This is a genomic window from Pseudoalteromonas lipolytica, assembly GCF_900116435.1.
In the GTDB taxonomy this organism is placed as follows: domain Bacteria; phylum Pseudomonadota; class Gammaproteobacteria; order Enterobacterales; family Alteromonadaceae; genus Pseudoalteromonas; species Pseudoalteromonas lipolytica.
This window is the reverse complement of record NZ_FPAZ01000020.1, coordinates 70091-87616: the sequence shown is the minus strand read 5'-3', so window position 1 is coordinate 87616 and position 17526 is coordinate 70091. Positions and strand designations below refer to the sequence as shown.

Annotated in this window: 19 protein-coding genes and 1 pseudogene; 9 read left to right on the top strand and 11 right to left on the bottom strand. The window is 40.3% G+C overall.

What is annotated here, in order from left to right:
* The 3 genes and pseudogenes from BM378_RS17970 to smpB all read right to left on the bottom strand — a co-directional run.
* Positions 1-252, bottom strand: a 252-nt coding sequence (locus BM378_RS17970; RefSeq protein WP_177222595.1) for a transposase domain-containing protein, incomplete at its 3' end; no start/stop codon positions are given.
* Between the two features lie 129 nt (positions 253-381).
* Positions 382-888 (bottom strand): annotated as a pseudogene (locus tag BM378_RS17965) (TonB-dependent receptor domain-containing protein); the annotation flags it as partial.
* A gap of 70 nt (positions 889-958) precedes the next feature.
* Entirely contained in the window at positions 959-1438 is a 480-nt protein-coding gene (gene smpB / locus BM378_RS17960; RefSeq protein ID WP_036967136.1) for an SsrA-binding protein SmpB, read from the bottom strand.
* 133 nt (positions 1439-1571) lie between these two features.
* Between smpB and BM378_RS17955 the strand changes: the two genes are divergently transcribed.
* Both BM378_RS17955 and BM378_RS17950 read left to right on the top strand, forming a co-directional pair.
* Entirely contained in the window at positions 1572-2012 is a 441-nt protein-coding gene (locus BM378_RS17955) for a type II toxin-antitoxin system RatA family toxin (RefSeq protein ID WP_036967139.1), read from the top strand.
* Complete coding sequence (locus tag BM378_RS17950; protein ID WP_036967142.1) at positions 2009-2335, top strand: RnfH family protein; 327 nt, start codon at positions 2009-2011, stop codon at positions 2333-2335. The genes BM378_RS17955 and BM378_RS17950 overlap by 4 nt, the downstream gene beginning before the upstream one ends.
* A 101-nt stretch (positions 2336-2436) precedes the next feature.
* Here the strand turns inward: BM378_RS17950 and BM378_RS17945 are convergent, their stop codons facing one another.
* Positions 2437-2799 (bottom strand): outer membrane protein assembly factor BamE, encoded by a 363-nt coding sequence (locus tag BM378_RS17945; protein WP_036967144.1) that lies wholly within the window; start codon positions 2797-2799, stop codon positions 2437-2439.
* A gap of 116 nt (positions 2800-2915) precedes the next feature.
* Here BM378_RS17945 and BM378_RS17940 point away from each other — a divergent pair, with 116 nt between their 5' ends.
* Positions 2916-3233 (top strand): GIY-YIG nuclease family protein, encoded by a 318-nt coding sequence (locus BM378_RS17940; RefSeq protein WP_074989707.1) that lies wholly within the window; start codon positions 2916-2918, stop codon positions 3231-3233.
* Here the strand turns inward: BM378_RS17940 and BM378_RS17935 are convergent.
* The 4 genes from BM378_RS17935 to ilvC all read right to left on the bottom strand — a co-directional run bounded on the left by BM378_RS17935 (position 3222) and on the right by ilvC (position 8881).
* Complete coding sequence (locus tag BM378_RS17935) at positions 3222-4133, bottom strand: M28 family peptidase (RefSeq protein ID WP_177222594.1); 912 nt, start codon at positions 4131-4133, stop codon at positions 3222-3224. The two genes, BM378_RS17940 and BM378_RS17935, sit on opposite strands and share 12 nt — an antisense overlap.
* On the bottom strand, positions 4075-5259 hold the full coding sequence (locus tag BM378_RS17930; protein ID WP_074989706.1) for a tetratricopeptide repeat protein: 1185 nt from the start codon (positions 5257-5259) through the stop codon (positions 4075-4077). Before BM378_RS17930 ends, BM378_RS17935 begins: the two co-directional genes overlap by 59 nt.
* A gap of 93 nt (positions 5260-5352) precedes the next feature.
* Complete coding sequence (locus BM378_RS17925; RefSeq protein WP_036967152.1) at positions 5353-7266, bottom strand: methyl-accepting chemotaxis protein; 1914 nt, start codon at positions 7264-7266, stop codon at positions 5353-5355.
* A 142-nt stretch (positions 7267-7408) separates the two neighbouring features.
* Positions 7409-8881, bottom strand: a complete 1473-nt coding sequence (ilvC, locus tag BM378_RS17920) for a ketol-acid reductoisomerase (protein WP_036967155.1) — start codon at positions 8879-8881, stop codon at positions 7409-7411.
* A 137-nt stretch (positions 8882-9018) separates the two neighbouring features.
* Here ilvC and ilvY point away from each other — a divergent pair, with 137 nt between their 5' ends.
* The 6 genes from ilvY to BM378_RS17890 all read left to right on the top strand — a co-directional run bounded on the left by ilvY (position 9019) and on the right by BM378_RS17890 (position 14569).
* Complete coding sequence (gene ilvY / locus BM378_RS17915; protein WP_036967158.1) at positions 9019-9921, top strand: HTH-type transcriptional activator IlvY; 903 nt, start codon at positions 9019-9021, stop codon at positions 9919-9921.
* 227 nt (positions 9922-10148) lie between these two features.
* Positions 10149-11198, top strand: coding sequence for a GGDEF domain-containing protein (locus BM378_RS17910; protein WP_074989705.1), 1050 nt, complete (start codon positions 10149-10151; stop codon positions 11196-11198).
* Positions 11199-11347: 149 nt separating this feature from the next.
* Positions 11348-12211 carry a MipA/OmpV family protein gene (locus BM378_RS17905; protein ID WP_065978109.1) on the top strand — a complete coding sequence of 288 codons (864 nt, stop codon included), beginning with the start codon at positions 11348-11350 and terminating at the stop codon, positions 12209-12211.
* A 1-nt stretch (position 12212) separates the two neighbouring features.
* Complete coding sequence (locus BM378_RS17900; protein ID WP_036967167.1) at positions 12213-12599, top strand: DUF3019 domain-containing protein; 387 nt, start codon at positions 12213-12215, stop codon at positions 12597-12599.
* A 14-nt stretch (positions 12600-12613) separates the two neighbouring features.
* Positions 12614-13306, top strand: a complete 693-nt coding sequence (locus BM378_RS17895) for a response regulator (RefSeq protein ID WP_074989704.1) — start codon at positions 12614-12616, stop codon at positions 13304-13306.
* 6 nt (positions 13307-13312) lie between these two features.
* Positions 13313-14569, top strand: coding sequence for an ATP-binding protein (locus BM378_RS17890; protein WP_074989703.1), 1257 nt, complete (start codon positions 13313-13315; stop codon positions 14567-14569).
* 316 nt (positions 14570-14885) lie between these two features.
* Here BM378_RS17890 and BM378_RS17885 read toward each other — a convergent pair whose 3' ends face one another.
* The 3 genes from BM378_RS17885 to BM378_RS17875 all read right to left on the bottom strand — a co-directional run bounded on the left by BM378_RS17885 (position 14886) and on the right by BM378_RS17875 (position 17379).
* Positions 14886-15101 carry a DUF3820 family protein gene (locus BM378_RS17885; RefSeq protein ID WP_065978107.1) on the bottom strand — a complete coding sequence of 72 codons (216 nt, stop codon included), beginning with the start codon at positions 15099-15101 and terminating at the stop codon, positions 14886-14888.
* Positions 15102-15241: 140 nt separating this feature from the next.
* Positions 15242-15523 (bottom strand): hypothetical protein, encoded by a 282-nt coding sequence (locus tag BM378_RS17880; protein ID WP_036967185.1) that lies wholly within the window; start codon positions 15521-15523, stop codon positions 15242-15244.
* Positions 15524-15807: 284 nt separating this feature from the next.
* Entirely contained in the window at positions 15808-17379 is a 1572-nt protein-coding gene (locus BM378_RS17875) for a cation:proton antiporter domain-containing protein (protein WP_036967189.1), read from the bottom strand.
* Positions 17380-17526: the final 147 nt, after the last annotated feature.

Sequence of the window (17526 nt, the reverse complement as noted above, 5' to 3'; positions counted from 1 at the left end):
GTTTTTTCCAGGCAAGGATATGTCGAGTCTGTTAGCAATATCCCACACAGTTTCGTTTCGGAATAAACTCATACCAATTACAGACCACATAATAGCTTCTAGCGGTAACCGCCTTTTACGAACAGTGGCAACTCCCGCATGTTCAAATGCTTGTTCAAGAATATCAGGGTCAAGAACCTGCTTAAGTTTGTCGAGTGTATGTACATCATCTAAAAAGGAGGACATATCATCAAAGTGTTGAATTAGAGACATAAAAAAAATCCGATACTATTTCTAATATCGGATTGTGAAGCTATGAAAAGATCAGTCAAGTGATCATAAAAATATGCTTAACTGATCTGCATTAGCCAATTGGCGGGTTTTGTTTTATCTGGTATGAGTTTAGTTAAAGCGCATTGTTAGCTTTGTATAGAAATAACGTCCACGAGGGTTATGCACACTTGATACATAGCCATATAAGTCGCTATCACCATCACCAATTGCAAATGGAGGATCTTCGTCAAATACGTTATTAACGCCCACAGAGAGTTTTAGTTTTTCTGAGAAGTTATACGCAGTCTGTAAATCAACCAGTGTTTGAGAGTCAACCATGCGTGATGTGTTGCTATCAAAGTCTAGGTTACCGTCAAAGTCGATATCAGGGGTATCTTCAAACTCACCGATGTAACTCACATTCACATTCGTATTAAAGTCACCCATTTCCCAGTTAGTGCTGAATATCCAACGATTTTCTGGGTAACGATATTCACCCGTATAATCACGGCCATCTTTCTTAAATTCATTTTGGTATGCCCATTCAAGATTGAATTTTAAGAACCCGTAGTCATTCATTGCATGCGTGTAATTAGCAGAGACATCAACACCAGATACTTCTTGTGAGGAAACGTTTCAAAATGTTAAGAGTGAGGTAGGGTAAGGGGGTCAGAGCCTAACAGAAAGTTAGGCTCAAGCAGGGATTTTATGCTTTATGTTTCATCAGGCGTTCTTTTTCACGCGCCCAATCTTTGTTTTTCCCATCTTCACGTTTATCGTGCATCTTTTTACCTTTAGCGAGGTGGAACTCCAACTTCACCCAGCATTTTTTCCAGTACATGGCAGTGGCGATCAGTGAATAACCATCACGCTCTGTTGCACCGATAAGACGATCGATTTCACGTTTGTTCAAAAGTAATTTGCGATACCTAAGCGGATCACAAATTACATGTGTTGAAGCACTGTTGAGAGGCTGAATTTGACTGCCAAGTAAAAATGCTTCGCCGTTTTTAATGTGAATATAAGTCTCAGAGATGTTTACTTTACCAGCTCGGATACTTTTTACTTCCCAGCCCTGTAGTTCAACCCCTGCTTCAAACTTATCGTGTAAAAAATACTCATGACGCGCTTTTTTGTTAAGCGCGATAGTATTGCTTGTCGATTTAGATGATTTTTTCTTAGCCATAGTGGTTCATATTATACGTAAAAACAGCGTTTTTACATCGCTTTTTTAAGGCTTTATACAAATAATCCCGTTACTAAAATTTGGGGAAATAGCCAAAGCTTGCTAAAATTCGCCGACACAGTTGGGAGTGAATATGCCACAAATAGAAAAAAGTGCGCTGGTAATGTACAGCAGTAAAGAAATGTTTGATTTAGTGAACGATGTTGATGCGTACCCTGAGTTTTTACCACATTGTTCAGACGCTAAAATTATTGCACAACAACCCAGCGGTATGACGGCCAGTTTAGAAATATCGAAAGCGGGTTTAAAAAAGTGGTTTACCACAGAAAATACCTTTATTGATGAGCAAACCGTTGCTTTACGTTTAGTTGATGGTCCTTTTAAAAGCTTGCAAGGGAAATGGCATTTTTTACCTTTAGACGATAAAGCGTGTAAAGTGCAATTACACTTAGAGTTTGAATTTGCGAGTAAACTAATTGAGCTTGCTTTTGGTAAGGTGTTTAACGAAGTGGCAAAGAATATGGTGAATGCTTTTACCCAACGTGCGAAAACGGTGTATGGAGTCCGCTCATGATAAGTGTTGAAGTTGTATTTGCGTTACCTACAACCGCGACAAGTTTACTTGTCGAAGTACCAGAGGGAACCACTGTTGAGCAAGCTGTTATTAAATCGGGCATTATCGAAAAGTGCCCCGAAATAGATGCAAATAACCTCACATTAGGTGTGTGGAATCGCACTTGCAAGTTAACACAAGAGGTTAAGCAAGGGGATAGAATTGAAATTTATCGCCCATTAATTGCAGACCCCAAAGATGCACGCAGACGTCGTGCAGAGAAAGCCAAAGAAGAAGGTAGAGCTAATAAAGTTACCGGTGGGCGCCCACTGAATAAAGCATAGTAACCTATTGAAAGTGAATCACTTACTGCACGTTCTAAGCGGTGGTTTTATCTATTTAGCATACAAAAAAGGGTCGCTTTTGCTACCCTTTGTTTTTATATTTACTCTTGTTCAAGTGGGGTATTGAACTCACTTGGTTGCTCATAATCACCTGATATTGACACGAGCTTATTATCTTCAAAATTAACCGTTAACGATTTGCGTTGTTCATTGCTACGGCCTAGATTAAAAACATAAAGATAATGCCAAGTATTCTTGTCGAATGAATCTTCTGCAACCGGTTTACCAAGTACGTAAACCACTTGCTCACGAGTCATATTAACGCGAAGCTTATCAACGTCAGATTGTTCTAAAAAGTTACCCTGAGGAATGTTGATGCGATAAACCCAACTAGAACACCCAGCGGTAGCACTTAAAGTAAGGGTAAGTACTAACCAAAAAGAAAAAGTTTTAAACGACTGCATTATTTGTTTGAATCCTTATTTTTTATACACTGCATGATACCGATTAGTCACAGAAGGTAAAACCCTTTTCAATAATTGTTTTACTGAAACATGATTAATGCTCACGAGGCACAGATTTGACCACCGACACGACAAAAAGTTTACCTGAATCAATAAAAAAGCGCGACAGTTCTCAATCACACTGGCATTTGTATATTGTGCAGACTCGTTTTGGCCACTGGTATACAGGGATCAGCACCGATGTTGAAAAACGTTTTGCAGTTCACCAAGCTGACAAAGGGGCAAAAAATTTAAAAGGAAAAGGACCTTTAACCTTAATTTATCAGCAACCGGTTGGCTCTCGCAGCGAGGCTAGTAAGCTTGAGATTCAGGTTAAAAAGTTAAACAAAGCGCAAAAAAGGCAGTTTGTTATCACAGCCAAGTTACCTGGTTAGGGCACTAACAAACTCTGCAATTTTGCTCACTGCGTGTTCAAATAACCTAAAGTCAATGTGCTCTAGGGTATCACTCGGTTGATGATGGTGTTTATCGTGTCCCATGCCAAAATAAATATAAGGGACACCTGCTTTTGCAAACGAATAGTGATCGCTGGCTCTTCGCCAATCAACGTTAAGATCAAATAATCGATTAAGTCGGGCAGATGAACTGGTTGCAAAAAATGTAATGTTTTCATCAGAAAGTCCAGTAATTACTGTTTTATACTGCGCTATTGATTGGCCGTCTAAAAAGGCATAAATGCGAGGTTTTCGCTTGTTAACCACGAGCATATCCAGATTAATATTTAATGCGATATCTGCGCTGTTTAATTGTGACACTAAATAGTCACTGCCATGTAAGCCATTTTCTTCTGCATCGGTGGCAACGAACATTAATTGGTTCTGATGGGGCTTATCGGCGAAATACGCTGCTAAATAGAGTAAAGCAGCAACACCGCTGGCATTATCGTTTGCGCCAGGATAGAGCTTAGTCCCGCGTTGCCCTAAATGGTCATAATGTGCAGTAAAGATAATCTTTTTACATTGAGTGCAAGCGGATGGTTTAGTTGCAATGATATTGCGGGCAGTGGCTTTTTGATAAAAAGTTGCGGGGTATTGAAATGTTTGTTCTTGAACTTCATAGCCTAATGAGGTTAAGCGGCTTGCAATGTAATCAGCGGCACGCTTTGCGCCGATTGTATTGGTTTTCCGACCATAAAATTGCGTTGAAGTAAGCGTTGTGACATCTTGTTTTAAATGAGAGTCAGCACTGGCAAACGCAGCATCACAGTAAAATAAGCTACTGGTAATCAGTAAGCTTTGCAGTATGCGAACGCAGTGCCTGTAGTTTACTTTCATAACGCTGTTTATCATGATCAAAATCTGCTTTATTGTTCGCCATGGTCAGGTATTTTTTGGCTAGTTTCAAGTCACCTAGCTGAAAATATATACGTGCAAGGCCAAAGTCACTGTCATGTAAGTTACTATCTAAAGTGCGTGCTTTTTTAAAATGCGCTATCGCATCTTCATAGCGCCCAGTTGCGTAGGCATCATTGCCAAGCGAAATATGATAATACGGATTAGTTTGACGCTTTTTATCTAGCTGTGTGAGGATGGCATCACCCTGTTGTTCACGATTCGTCAAATTGTAAAGCAGTGCTAGGTTGCCCAAAGCCGTGTTGTTATCAGCATCTAAGGTTATGGCATATTGGTAGGCTACTTCTGCCTCTGGGTAGAGGTTTGTTAGCCTTAAGAGCACACCTAAGTTCCCCCAAGCTCCTGAATAAGCGCTATCTGTATTGATAGCAGCTTTGTAATAACTGTATGCACGACCATAGTCATGGCTAAGCATGGCCGAAACCCCTTTGTTGTTATAAAACATGGCGGTGATACGTGCTTTATTAATATGACTGGTTTTAAATGCTGCCTGACGGCTATTTGGATCAAAATCAATCACTAATGAACGCGAACCAGGATAAATAATCGTGCGGTTTATGGCGTGTTTGTCGTGTTCTCTTACCTTTAAATTTATGTGTCCTGTCAGTAAGCTAAAGCCATTATTTCGTGCCCAATACTCTGGAATGTGAACCTTTTGAAATTGCCCTTCAAGACCAAGATACTCGGCTAAGCTGTACGCTAATATTGATAAAGAGAGGCAGTTGGCATTTAAATCAGCATAGGCTTGATTCGCGGTTAGTGTCGCGCCTGATTGATAAGACAATGAGGCATCACCATTTTCTAATAAAAAGTGCAGTAAGCGTTTAGTTGTCTCGAGTGAGCGAGTGTCTTCAGGAAAAGCACTGTCTAACTGACGTTTAATACGCGGAGTTAGCGCAAAAATTTCTTCCTGACTTTCGACTTTTGAAAGCCTAAATTCATCAAGCTCAGTGAGTGCTAATGGCGCAGGGGCCAACTGCTTAGGTGTATTATTACATGCTGATAAAAAGCAAAGACTTGATAATAGAGCAATCGTAGGCGCGTTCATAAGGCCCCCTTTAATTAACAGCCTAGGGAATCACATGTCTGTAAGTATAGGCTGTAATTAAAAAAGGGTCAGTGTTTACTGTTACAAAAGGTGTCAGCGTTTATCAAAGGTCGCAACAAGATCGTCTAGCGTTTGCGCACTGCTTGCTAAATCCTTTATTGCTTGCTCAGTGTCAATCTGCTCATGCATCACGGTATCGCTGATATCGCTAATTTGCTCAATATTGCGTCCGACATCAGCAACGACATTGCTTTGCTCCTCTGTGGCCGTCGCAATTAATGTTGCCATATCATTAATCTCATTAGCTGCATTGGTGATCGTGTTAAGCAACTCAACAGAGCTTTGCATGGCATTAACACTCAATTGAGCGCGTGATTTAGAATGATTTATATGTTCGACAACAAGATCGGATGTGCTTGTTAATTCACTGATCATCGTTTGGATTTCATTCGTCGATTGTGAGGTTCTGCTGGCAAGTGCGCGTACTTCATCTGCAACAACAGCAAAACCACGACCATGCTCACCAGCGCGAGCAGATTCAATCGCGGCGTTAAGCGCTAAAAGGTTTGTTTGCTCAGAAATACCACGAATAGCATCAACAATGCTGGCAATTGCCTGCGTTTTGTTTGCAAGTTCGTTAACTTGTTCCGTAATGTTGTCGATGTCGGTTGCTAATTCAATTATTGCTTCTTTACTTTGGGTCACCTGCGTATGACTTTGTTCGGTACTGTGTTTACTGGTTTCTGTCAGTTTTGCGGTATTCGTGGCGCTGGAGGCAATTTCTTGTACCGTCGCGCCCATTTGATTAATTGCGGCAGCAACTGAAATTGTCTGTTCTTTTTGATTATCAAGTGCTTCAGAGTTCTTTTGGGCCTGCTTAAATACATGGGCCGCGCTTTGTCTTATTTCGCGACTTTCTTGCGCTACTTGCATGATGGCCGTTTCAATTTTTGAAATGAATTGGTTAAAGCCCGTGCTTAAGTTAGCCAGTTCAGGCTGCTCAGATTCTGGCAAACGGTATGCTAAGTTTGCATCACCAGAGCCTAAACGCATGAACAGCTCTGCCATTTTTGATAGGGGGGATGACAGTGTTTTTGCTAATAAGAAACCTGCGAAGCTGGCAACTAGCGCAATGACAATTGCAAAGCTGATTATCTGCCATTGTAACACTTGAATACTGGCAAATACCTCATTTTTGGGCACTTGAGCAATGACAAATAAATCGGTATTTTTAATTGGGCTGGCAGCAAGCAGTGTTGCTTCGCCATTCAGGTCGAGTTCGTGTAAATTAAAATCTTGATTGGTTAGTAAAGAGTCTGTAATACCTGGCTGGTACACCGAATCTAGTTTTGCCTTAGCCACTTTACTGGCATCTTTATGTAATTGAATTAAGCCATTTTTATCTGCTATGAACACAAACCCAGTTTCTTCAATCTTAAACCTTTGTAGCATGGCTTGCATGTCATCAATGCTTTTTGCCAATCCTGCAAGACCAATACCATTGGTTTGCTGGTGGTTAACAAACATTTTTACATCAGTGGGCGACTCTTGATAAATACTGATAGAAAAAGGCACTGATGATTGCGTGAAGTCAAAAAACCAACTGTCTTGCTCTTTCGTAAGCACACGTAAAAAACCATCTTGATTCCAATATTGTGCAGTTTCACGATTGGCCCATGATGCCGTGGCTAAATCATACTGTTTAACAAGGCGGTTGAGCTCTTTGAGCAGCGTATTATCGTTATTATTTCCTGAGCGAGCCCATTCTAAAACGAACTCGTTGCTAGAAAGCTGTTCTGCAGCGCTGATCATTTGGTTTATATCGTGGGTGATATAGTTATCAATTGCTTGCAATTTACTTGGCAGTTCAGATTCAATCATACGGTGTTCGATGATTTTTTTTGCACTGTAAAGGGCTGTTGCACCGATAAGTGCTGCAACGATAAGAGCAATAGAACTGCCTAGTAGAGTTATTTTTTTGGTAATGGTAAGTTGATTTAACGCCATGAAAGTGTCTTAGTTTACAACAAATAAGAGAGTAATTTTAGCATACACTTTGCAGATGACGAATAAATGTAGGGACAAAAAAAAAGCCCAAAGCATATGCAATTGGGCTTTGTTTCTAACAAGCGAAACTTACTTTCCAGGGTTAAACAATTTTCTTCATTGCTGACATGTAACCGCGTAGTTTACTGCCTACCACTTCCACAGGGTGCTCTCGAAGTGCTTTATTCACAGCGATCAACGTTTGGTTATCAACCTGATTGCTGGTGCTATCAAGGCCTTTACCAATGACATCAGTATCCATGTTTTGCATAAAGTCTTTTAGCAGTGGTAAACACGCATGGTTGTATAAGTAACAGCCATATTCTGCGGTATCGGAAATAGTTCTGTTCATTTCAAAAAGTTTTTTACGCGCAATCGTATTAGCAATTAGTGGCGTTTCGTGCAGTGATTCATAGTAAGCCGATTCAGCAATGATGCCCGCTGCTGTCATGGTTTCAAATGCCAGTTCAACGCCAGCTTTTACCATTGCAACCATTAGAATACCTTGGTCGAAGAAGGTTTGTTCATTGATCTCTTCATCAGTATTTTGTTGCTTTTCGAATGCTGTTTCTGCTGTTTCTGCGCGCCATGCGAGTAATTTTGCATCATCTTCAGCCCAATCAGCCATCATGCCACGAGAAAACTCGCCGCTGATAATATCGTCCATGTGCTTATTATAAAGAGGGCGCATGATTGTTTTTAGCTGCTCGCTTAACTCAAATGCCTTTACTTTCGCAGGGTTCGATAAGCGGTCTAACATGTTTGTTACACCACCATATTTTAGTGCTTCGGTGATTACTTCCCAGCCGTATTGAATCAATTTAGAGGCATAACTAGGATCAATCCCTTTTTCAACCATTTTGTCAAAACACAGTAATGAGCCGGTTTGTAACATGCCGCATAAAATAGTTTGCTCACCCATTAGGTCTGACTTAACTTCAGCAATAAATGATGATTTTAGTACACCTGCGCGGTGGCCACCGGTGCCAGCCGCGTATGCTTTTGCTTGTGCTAGGCCATGTCCTTGCGGATCATTTTCAGGGTGAACAGCGATAAGCGTAGGGACACCAAAGCCGCGTTTGTACTCTTCGCGTACTTCAGAGCCTGGGCATTTAGGCGCTACCATAATGACCGTTAAATCTTCGCGAATTTGCATACCTTCTTCAACAATGTTGAAACCATGTGAGTAGGCAAGGGTCGCGCCTTGTTTCATAAGTGGCATGATGGCATTCACAACGGATGTATGTTGCTTATCAGGTGTTAAGTTTAATACTACATCGGCAGTTGGGATAAGTTCTTCGTATGTACCAACAGTAAAGCCGTTTTCAGATGCATTTAAGAATGATTGACGACGTTCAGCAATAGCCGACTCGCGCAATGTATATGAAACATCTAAACCTGAATCACGTAAATTTAAACCTTGGTTAAGACCTTGTGCGCCACAACCGACAATAACGAGTTTTTTCCCTTTTAAAGCGTCTACGCCATCAGTAAATTCTGATGGATCCATAAATTCACATTGCGCTAATTGCGCTAACTGCTCACGTAAAGGAAGAGTGTTGAAATAATTCGCCATTGTTAGTGTCCTATTAATACTAGTTTGTTAGAAAACAAAGAGTCGTTCTTTGTATGGGTTAACAGTATGCAATTTTAAACCTTGCGTAAAATGATATATTTGCATTAAAGTGTTTCATAAAATGAAATGGTGAAATTATGGATCACAAGCATCTACATTACTTTTTAGCATTGGCGAAAACATTACACTTTGCGAGGGCCAGTGAGCTTTGCCATATCAGTGCTCCGACACTGAGCCGAAACATTAAGCAGCTTGAGGAGGAGGTTGGCGTCGTCTTGTTCAATCGAGATAATCGCACGGTTAAATTAACTCGAGAGGGTGAGTCTTTTATTGAATATGCTAACGCAACGTTAGCGAATTGGCACCGTTTCAAAGCGAATGTACAAGAGCCACAGCAGCATATATACGGTAATGTGAGTATTTATTGTTCGGTCACCGCCTCGTATAGTTTTTTACATCAGATATTAGAACAGCTACGGATGCAGCATCCCTATATTGAAATAACTTTAAATACGGGTGATCCAGCACTGGCTATTAATCGGGTTTTAGATGGTCATGAAGCCATGGCCATTGCAGCAAAACCTGCTAAGTTACCGGGGCAAATAGCATTCACCAGTATTGGTTACTCGCCTTTGGTACTTATTGCTCCTAAAATTGTGTGTCCTATTAGTGAGCAGCTTAAAGATGAAAATAATATTGCCTGGTCAAACCTTGAGTTTATCGTGGCAGAGCAGGGGTTATCCCGACAGCGTTTAGAGCAGTGGTGGCGTAAGAAAAACATTCATGGTCGAATTTATGCACAAGTAGCGGGACATGAAGCCATGGTATCAATGGTGAGTTTGGGTTTAGGGGTGGCAATGGTGCCGAAGATCGTGCTCGACAACAGTCCGCTAAAAGATAAAGTTCAAATTATTAGTGATGCCGAACAAACTATTCCCGGTTTTGATATTGGTTTAGCGGTACTCAACAAAGAGCGGCATGACCCGGCACTGAATGCGATTTGGAGTATTGCGCAATCGTTAACTCAACAGGCAATCTAATACTTTTGTGTTCGCTTATTTGGTTGGCTGTATGAGTTTGATTTGGTTCTTTTGGTTGTTCTGTTTTTGTATAGGTATATTATTTTTTTGTAGTTATTTAGTATGGTTTTTTAAAAGTTTAACTCGTGGTTTGTACTGGTTTATATCTGTGAAATTGCTTTTTTATTGATTTTTTTCAATGTGTTGCTACCGTAATTTAAAATAATAAAAATTCATGGCAACGACACATGGCATTGTCTGCTCAAGCCGCTCATTCTTTAGGTTATTCTAGCCACTGTTTAAAGCTAGCCATTCCATTAATGGTGAAATATAAAATTCCCATAACGCCGCTTAATTATGCAATTTGGTATTGCTATGTTAGTGACAAGAACCATGATTTAAATAAAGAGCTGGATGGCTTTATTAGCAGATTTAATGGCTGTAGTTATGAGCAAGCTAACTACTTATTCAACAAGTACCTTTCAGTCAATGACCTATCCTTATTTAATCAGCTTTCGAATAGTTTTGATGATGTTGTAGGGCAAGTCCAACATGATTTAACTGCAGCGCTTAATCAATCAACGCAGTTTAATCAGGTATTATATGCATGCAGGGAGAAGTTACACGATGCTGATATTAGTAAAGAAAGAGGCTTCGATGATGTACTTCACTGTGTTGAGCGTTTAACTAACGAATCAGCCGCATTACAAAATCGCACGCAAGATTTTCAAAATCAACTAGCCCTAGCATATGCAAAAATTATAACGCTAAAACAAGAGCTGATTGATTCAAAAAGAAAGGCTGAAAAAGATACGCTCACTGGGCTTTTTAATCGCGGCAAATTTGATGAAGATATTACCGTTTTTTGTCAGCGTGATGATTTAGCCGAAATCGCTGTGCTAGTGATGGTCGATATTGACCACTTTAAAGTATTTAACGACACTTTTGGTCACCAAAAAGGTGATCAAGTCTTACGTGCTGTTGCGGTAAAATTACTGAAGTATGTCGCAAGTGTTGGCCAAGTTTATCGTTATGGGGGAGAAGAGTTCTGTTTCACTGCGCAGTTTACCAGCATCAGTGATATGACTAACTTTACTCAACAGCTGCGTTTAGCCATCACAAAATTACACATTAAAGATCCTGCTTCCACGACTGTACTGGGTTATGTTACCGCAAGCTTTGGTGTTGCAATTAAATCAACAAATAGTCAACCAAATCAACTCATTAAAAAAGCTGATAAGGCACTTTATCTCGCTAAAAAGCACGGTCGTAATCGCATAGAAATTATTGAAGAGTAACAAAGTGACAGACTTACTGCGTATAAATGTATCAAATTTGTGAATAGTTGTAACTTGCTAAGGACAGTTTATTCACAACTTGGTAGTATGGAGTCATTGCATAATTCTCTTTGGTCGTAACAATAATAATGAAGTCTCAGACGATCAGGATGTGCGTAATCGTTTTTTCTGTGCTGCTTTTGCTTTCAAGTAAAGTCTATGCCGATGAATCAACACGCACTGAACGTGAAAGCCGTGTGGCTAGTCAAGAAATCGATATTAATCGCTGGCACGTAAGTGTTAATGCGGGTATTGGTGTCATGACGAACCCGCTACATGGTGGTAAAAATTTACCCTTAGTAGTGCTACCTGAAATAGCCTATTACAGCGAAAAGTGGTTTTTTGATAATGGTCGCCTCGGTTATTCTTTTCATGAAAGTGCTTCACACGTTGTTAATTTTGTGACCGAGTTTAATCCTGAAACTCGCTTTTTTATTGATTTTCATCCAAGTAATGTGTTTGCACTGCAAACATCAAATAGCTTCATGGTTGAATCAACGACCAGTGACGAACTCGTTAAGAAAAGGGTGACAATTGACGATGTACGTAAACGTCGTTGGGCACTTGATGCGGGCGTGAGCTACCACTACGTACGTGATAACCATATTTTCTCTTTTCAAGCTTTAGCTGATGTATCTGGGGTCTACCAAGGAATGCGAAGTGCATTACAATGGCAAGCACATTATCAAGTCGATGACCTTGAAATCATGCCGAGCGTAGGCATTTGGTACAAATCAGCCAAACTAAATGATTATTTTTATGGTTTATCTGCCGAAGAGTCTTCAAATGGGGTAATTGGTGTTGGCAGTAGCTGGCAACCTTATGCTAAAATCGACGCCCGTTGGCCTCTGAGTGAGACCAACTCTCTTCGTTTTCATTTAGCATATTACGACTACTCAGCCGTGGATGACAGTCCGCTTTTTGAACACACGTATTCAATGACTGCTTTTATAGGATTCAATCATATTTTTTAATATGAAGTATTTTGTTTTAAGTCTGTGTGTGTTTGTTGCTGTTATTTGGGGGTTCCCGAGTCACGCACAAGCGACTCACTTAGCTATCTCACCCAAAGTGTGTGTTGTATTACAGCAGCATGATTTTTGCGATCTTCAGTTAAAAATAAGTTGGCAAGTGGCGCAGCCTGAAGATGTGTGTTTGTACCAAAATAATCAGCAAATTCAATGCTGGAAGAACACTCGAAAAGCGCAGTTACATCATAAAGCGCGTGTTCAGGTTGAAACAATATACTCCTTAATCAATCCGCACACGGGGAGTAAAATTGCAACAGCTAAAGTTGAAGTGCAAAGCACTGAAGCAAAAACAACGAGACGCAGATTACGCTCACCGTGGAGCTTATTTTAATTCAGGAGCAACCAATGGCAAAGATTTTACTTGTTGAAGATGATCTCGGTTTACAACAGTTAACACGGGACTATCTTCAGCATAACGGGTTGGATGTTGCGGTCCTTGAACGCGGCGATGAAGTGTTTGATTACCTTGAAAACAACCCGGTAGATTTAATGATTCTAGACGTTATGTTACCCGGTAAAGATGGCTTTAGTGTATGCCGTCAGGTACGCGATAAATATAGCCTACCGATTTTAATGCTGACAGCAAAAGGTGAAGACTTTGACCAAGTTATTGGTCTTGAGCTTGGTGCTGATGACTACGTTATTAAGCCGGCTGAGCCGCGTGTTTTACTTGCACGAATTAATGCATTACTTCGCCGTGGCCAAGCAACAAACAAAATCCCTGAAGAAATTACCTTTGGCGATTTAAGCATTGATAAAACCAGTCGCATTGTTACACTCAAAGGTAATGAAATTACACTTACGTCTCATGAATTTGAATTGCTTTGGTTATTAGCGTCAAATGCAGGTGAGGTGCTAAGTCGTGAGCATGTTCATCAACATATGATTGGTCGTCAATACGATGGTTTAGACCGTACAGTTGACGTACGTGTATCACGGATCCGTAAAAAGCTGGGTGATAACAGTGATAAGCCTTATCGTATTAAAACGGTGTGGGGACAAGGTTATTTGTTCGTATCTGATGCATGGGAAATGTAAGTATTAATGGGGAAACTGTTTGCAAGCTTATACCTTTATATAATAGTTTCTTTGTTTCTGGTTAGTGGGGTCATTGAGCAACTTTGGCCCTATGAAGATACTCAACAACACATCGCCCTCGACCAAGAGTTTGGGAAATCTCTCTGGCTCTTAAGTCAAACAGAAGAGGGACTAGAAAAATTACAGCAAGCGTTTAATAGCGAACGCATTAACCGTAATGATGTCGCTCTACCTGAAGAATTAAACGCCAAGTTAAACGCTGATAAACACCTTTATCTTTTTAATCACCAACAAGAAGTCATTTGGTACATAGCACTGAATGATAAGCAGTTGTTGCATGTGGGTCCTTTTTCAGTGTCCAATCCAAGTTTTAGCTCGGTTTGGCCTTACTTTCTATTATTAACCGTGATTGGTGTGCCTGTAGGCTTATGGAGTTTCTTACTGTGGCGCGACTTCAATAAGCTGACACTTGCTTGTGAGGCGGTCGGTGGCGCACAAGATTTTGAACTTCATGATGCGTCTAAATCATTTTTCTTACCAATCACCGATACCTTAAGCGCGATGCAAGAACGCATCCAATATTTGCTTGCAGCTCAACAAGAGCTTACTTCATCAGTTTCTCATGAGTTTAGAACGCCTTTAGCACGGTTAAAATTTGCGGTTGCTATGCTTGAAGAGCAAATAGAAAATGAAAAGTCATTCGATTACATCGATAACATGCAAGCAGACATTGCTGAGCTTGAAGCCTTAGTGTCAGAAATGCTTGAATATGCCCGCCTTGATTCCCATCAGCCAAGTTTAACGCGTCGCCCTTGTGATTTAACGGCATTGATTAATAGTGTTGTGAATAAACTAGAGTTTGCCACTGACATTGATGTGCAATTGAATGCGCCGGCAGAGCTCTACTACGAATGTGATGAGCACTTTATGGCACGCTGCATTCAAAATTTACTGGGGAATGCTCAAAAGTATGCAGCCCATAAAATTCAAGTGAGTTTGCAAGAATTTCCTGATTATATACAGCTCAATGTTGAAGATGATGGCCCCGGTATTGCCCCAAGTGAGTGGCAGAGTGTATTTAAGCCATTTACACGTTTAGATAAGAGTCGAGATAAAAAAACCGGTGGATTTGGTTTAGGTCTTGCTATTGTGGCAAAAATTGTAAGCTGGCATCAAGGGCAATCAGAACTGGGTAATTCTGAGCTGGGTGGGGCAAAATTTATTATTCGCCTCTATAAGCTCGACTATACCACTGTGCATTAATAGGTCATCATTTTGAGTGACTAAACCTAACGCTTGACGTCAGTTGTGTTAAAAACTTCTGGTTGGCGACTGCATGCTTGTAGGAGGCCGAATAGTGCAGGAGCAATTGCCAAGGCACCTCAATTACAAAGTATTACCTTCGTTATTACACGGTTTTTTACGTCAGCATAACTCTCTTCGTTAAGCTAACGTGTAGTCACTCATTAGCAGACATAAAAAAAGCGCCTTAGGCGCTTTTTCTGTGGTTAAAACCAAAAATAAACAAGTAGCAAAGTAATAGACTACGTTCAAAAGTAAAAGTTCACGAAAATTGAAATTATTTTTCATCTAATAATGGCATCAGCATTTTCTCTAAACCATTGAGTTTTACTTCGTACATCATTGCTAGTTGCGCGCCAAGTTGTGTGTCTGGAAATCCTTGCTGTTTAAACCATACAAGATAGGGTTCAGGTAGCAATAAGAGGGGGCGACCAGCGTACTTTCCAAACGGCATTTTTGTATTTATCGCGAGCTTTAATTGGGCTGTATCCATTACTGTCTCAATTGGACTTATATTTATTATGAATGATACGGCAAATAGGAAAGAGAAAATAGGCTGTGACGGGCAAGAAACAGCCTATTTAGTGAGGGAGGTAGGCCCTCGGAATGACTACTGCAAAATAATACTGAATGCTAATGTAGTTGTTGGCGACTCTTTTTCGAAAACCCAAGCTGCTTGAGCCTCGTTACGATAGTCGGGTCGTCAATTCGCTCAGGTGTTTCACTGTCACGAAGAAAATGATCACGCGGAACTTGATAAACATCGAGCATCTTGTTGAATAGCACAGTTCTAATATCCATCGCTGTCATGCCATTTTGTTGTAACTCATCAAGCTGCTGTTGAATATCTACAAGTTTCCCGGAATGTGCATCATCCGTGTTTGCTAAAGATTCTCTGGTAAACTTATTTTTCATTTAAACAACCTTAAACAGTCTAACAGTAGTGCATAAATCATGAAGTACGCAAGCAGACTGATAAACTTTTTTTGTGTTAAAAATAGATACTTAGCGTAGTATCTAAGCCCAGTTTACTCCTTTTTTGACAATGATTGCTAATTTGCATGTAAAGCTTTGTAAATAAGAATGACCTAGGGTGGGTACGTCAGGTATGGGGTTAATTTCTATGTCTAAGCAAGTATATGAATATAATGAAAATAATTCTCAGTACCATAATTAGGTGCTGAGAATTATTTTTTACATCAAGAAAAAAGTTTTTGTTTTACATGTTCAGCAAAGCCACTACCGGCTTCTAAATAGAAGTTATAGGTTGAATCTACGCCCATATCTTCTAGTTCTTTTTGCTGATCTGGGTAGTTCGCAATAGCAGTAACTTGGCCTTGATAACCCGAGGCACGTAACTGTTCAAGGGCAAAAATATTCTGCATATGTTTTGGCATTGCGAGCATAACCATGCCCACATGAGAATGATTTACGCGTTGCCAAAAATCAGGGTCAGTCGCATCTGCTATGAGTACCCGTCGGCCACGCTTAATATGTTTTTCTACCACATCGGGCTTAATATCAATACCTGCAACGAGATTAGGGTGTGTTTGACTAATCGTTTCGTACGCACCAGTGCCAATACGACCCATGCCAAAAATAACAATTTTTGTGTCATTTAGGTTTACTGGTAACTCTTCGGCAAGTCGCGTATCGCTTTCAAATTTGAGCAGCCAGTTTTCTAGTTTGACATAAATTTCGTTTGAACGTTTGTTTAAAGGAGACGCCAATATAAAGGTAACAGATACGGCAATAGCCATTACAGCGAGCCATTCACTGGTGATCATATTGCTACTTGCTGCAACAGCACACACAATTAACCCAAACTCACTGTAGTTAGAGAGGCTAAAAGCACTTAACAGTGAGGTACGCGCGCGTAGTTTAAAGAGATTAGTCAGTACATAATAAAGCGCCACTTTGATAGGTAATACAAATACAATCACCATGGCAACTAACACGGCATGAGTCGTTAGTTCTGCATTTAAGCCAATATTTAAGAAAAACCCTACAAGAAGAATATCTTTCAAATTAAGTAGTGATTTTGATAACTCACCGGCTTTCTTGTGCGACGCAAACATCATACCGATGATAAGCGCGCCTAAATCACCTTTAAGGCCTGCAAATTCAAATGCTTGATATCCAAGTACGAGTGCAAAGAAAAAACCAAATAAAGGCAATAGTTCACCGTGTTTTGAACGGTTGAGCACCCAAAACATAAGGGGGCGTAAAACAGGTAAGCCTATTAATAGTGCCAGTGCCCACATATTAGGTGCTTTGCCCGTACTAATGGCTAAGAAAATAACCGCGAAGATATCTTGCATCACTAAGATACCGATAGCGATTTTACCGTGTAGGCTTGCCATTTCTCCGCGCTCTTCAAGTACTTTAACTGCAAATACAGTACTTGAGAAACTAAATGCAAAGCCAACGAGTAAGGCACTTTGCCACGTGAGCTGATCAAAAAGGGGCAGTGCAAGCGCACCCAGCAATAGCATAAAAGCACTGAATAACGTGCTACTAAGCACAATGTGAATTGAGGCTGGTGCCCACACTTGGGGTTTTATTAAGTTAGAGACTTTCAGTTTTAGGCCGATGCTAAACAGAAGAAGTGTTACACCTAAGCTTGCGAGAGTATTGAGTAGTTCTGTTGTTTTGTAGCCATATAAGTTGAGGGCGAAGCCCGCCAACAAAAAACCAATAAGGGGAGGAAGCTTTAGCTGATAAACAGCAAAGCCACATACAAACGCGGTAGCAAAGTATATAAGTTCCATAATTCTTCTTTTGACTTCATTTGTTATGAGTGTAGCGAAATATTCTATATTGGAAAACACTAACGAATATAAAGAGTTTAAAAAATAAACACTTTTGCGTTATTTATTGATTAATGCGCCAAAAGTAACATTTTTTCGCTGACATTA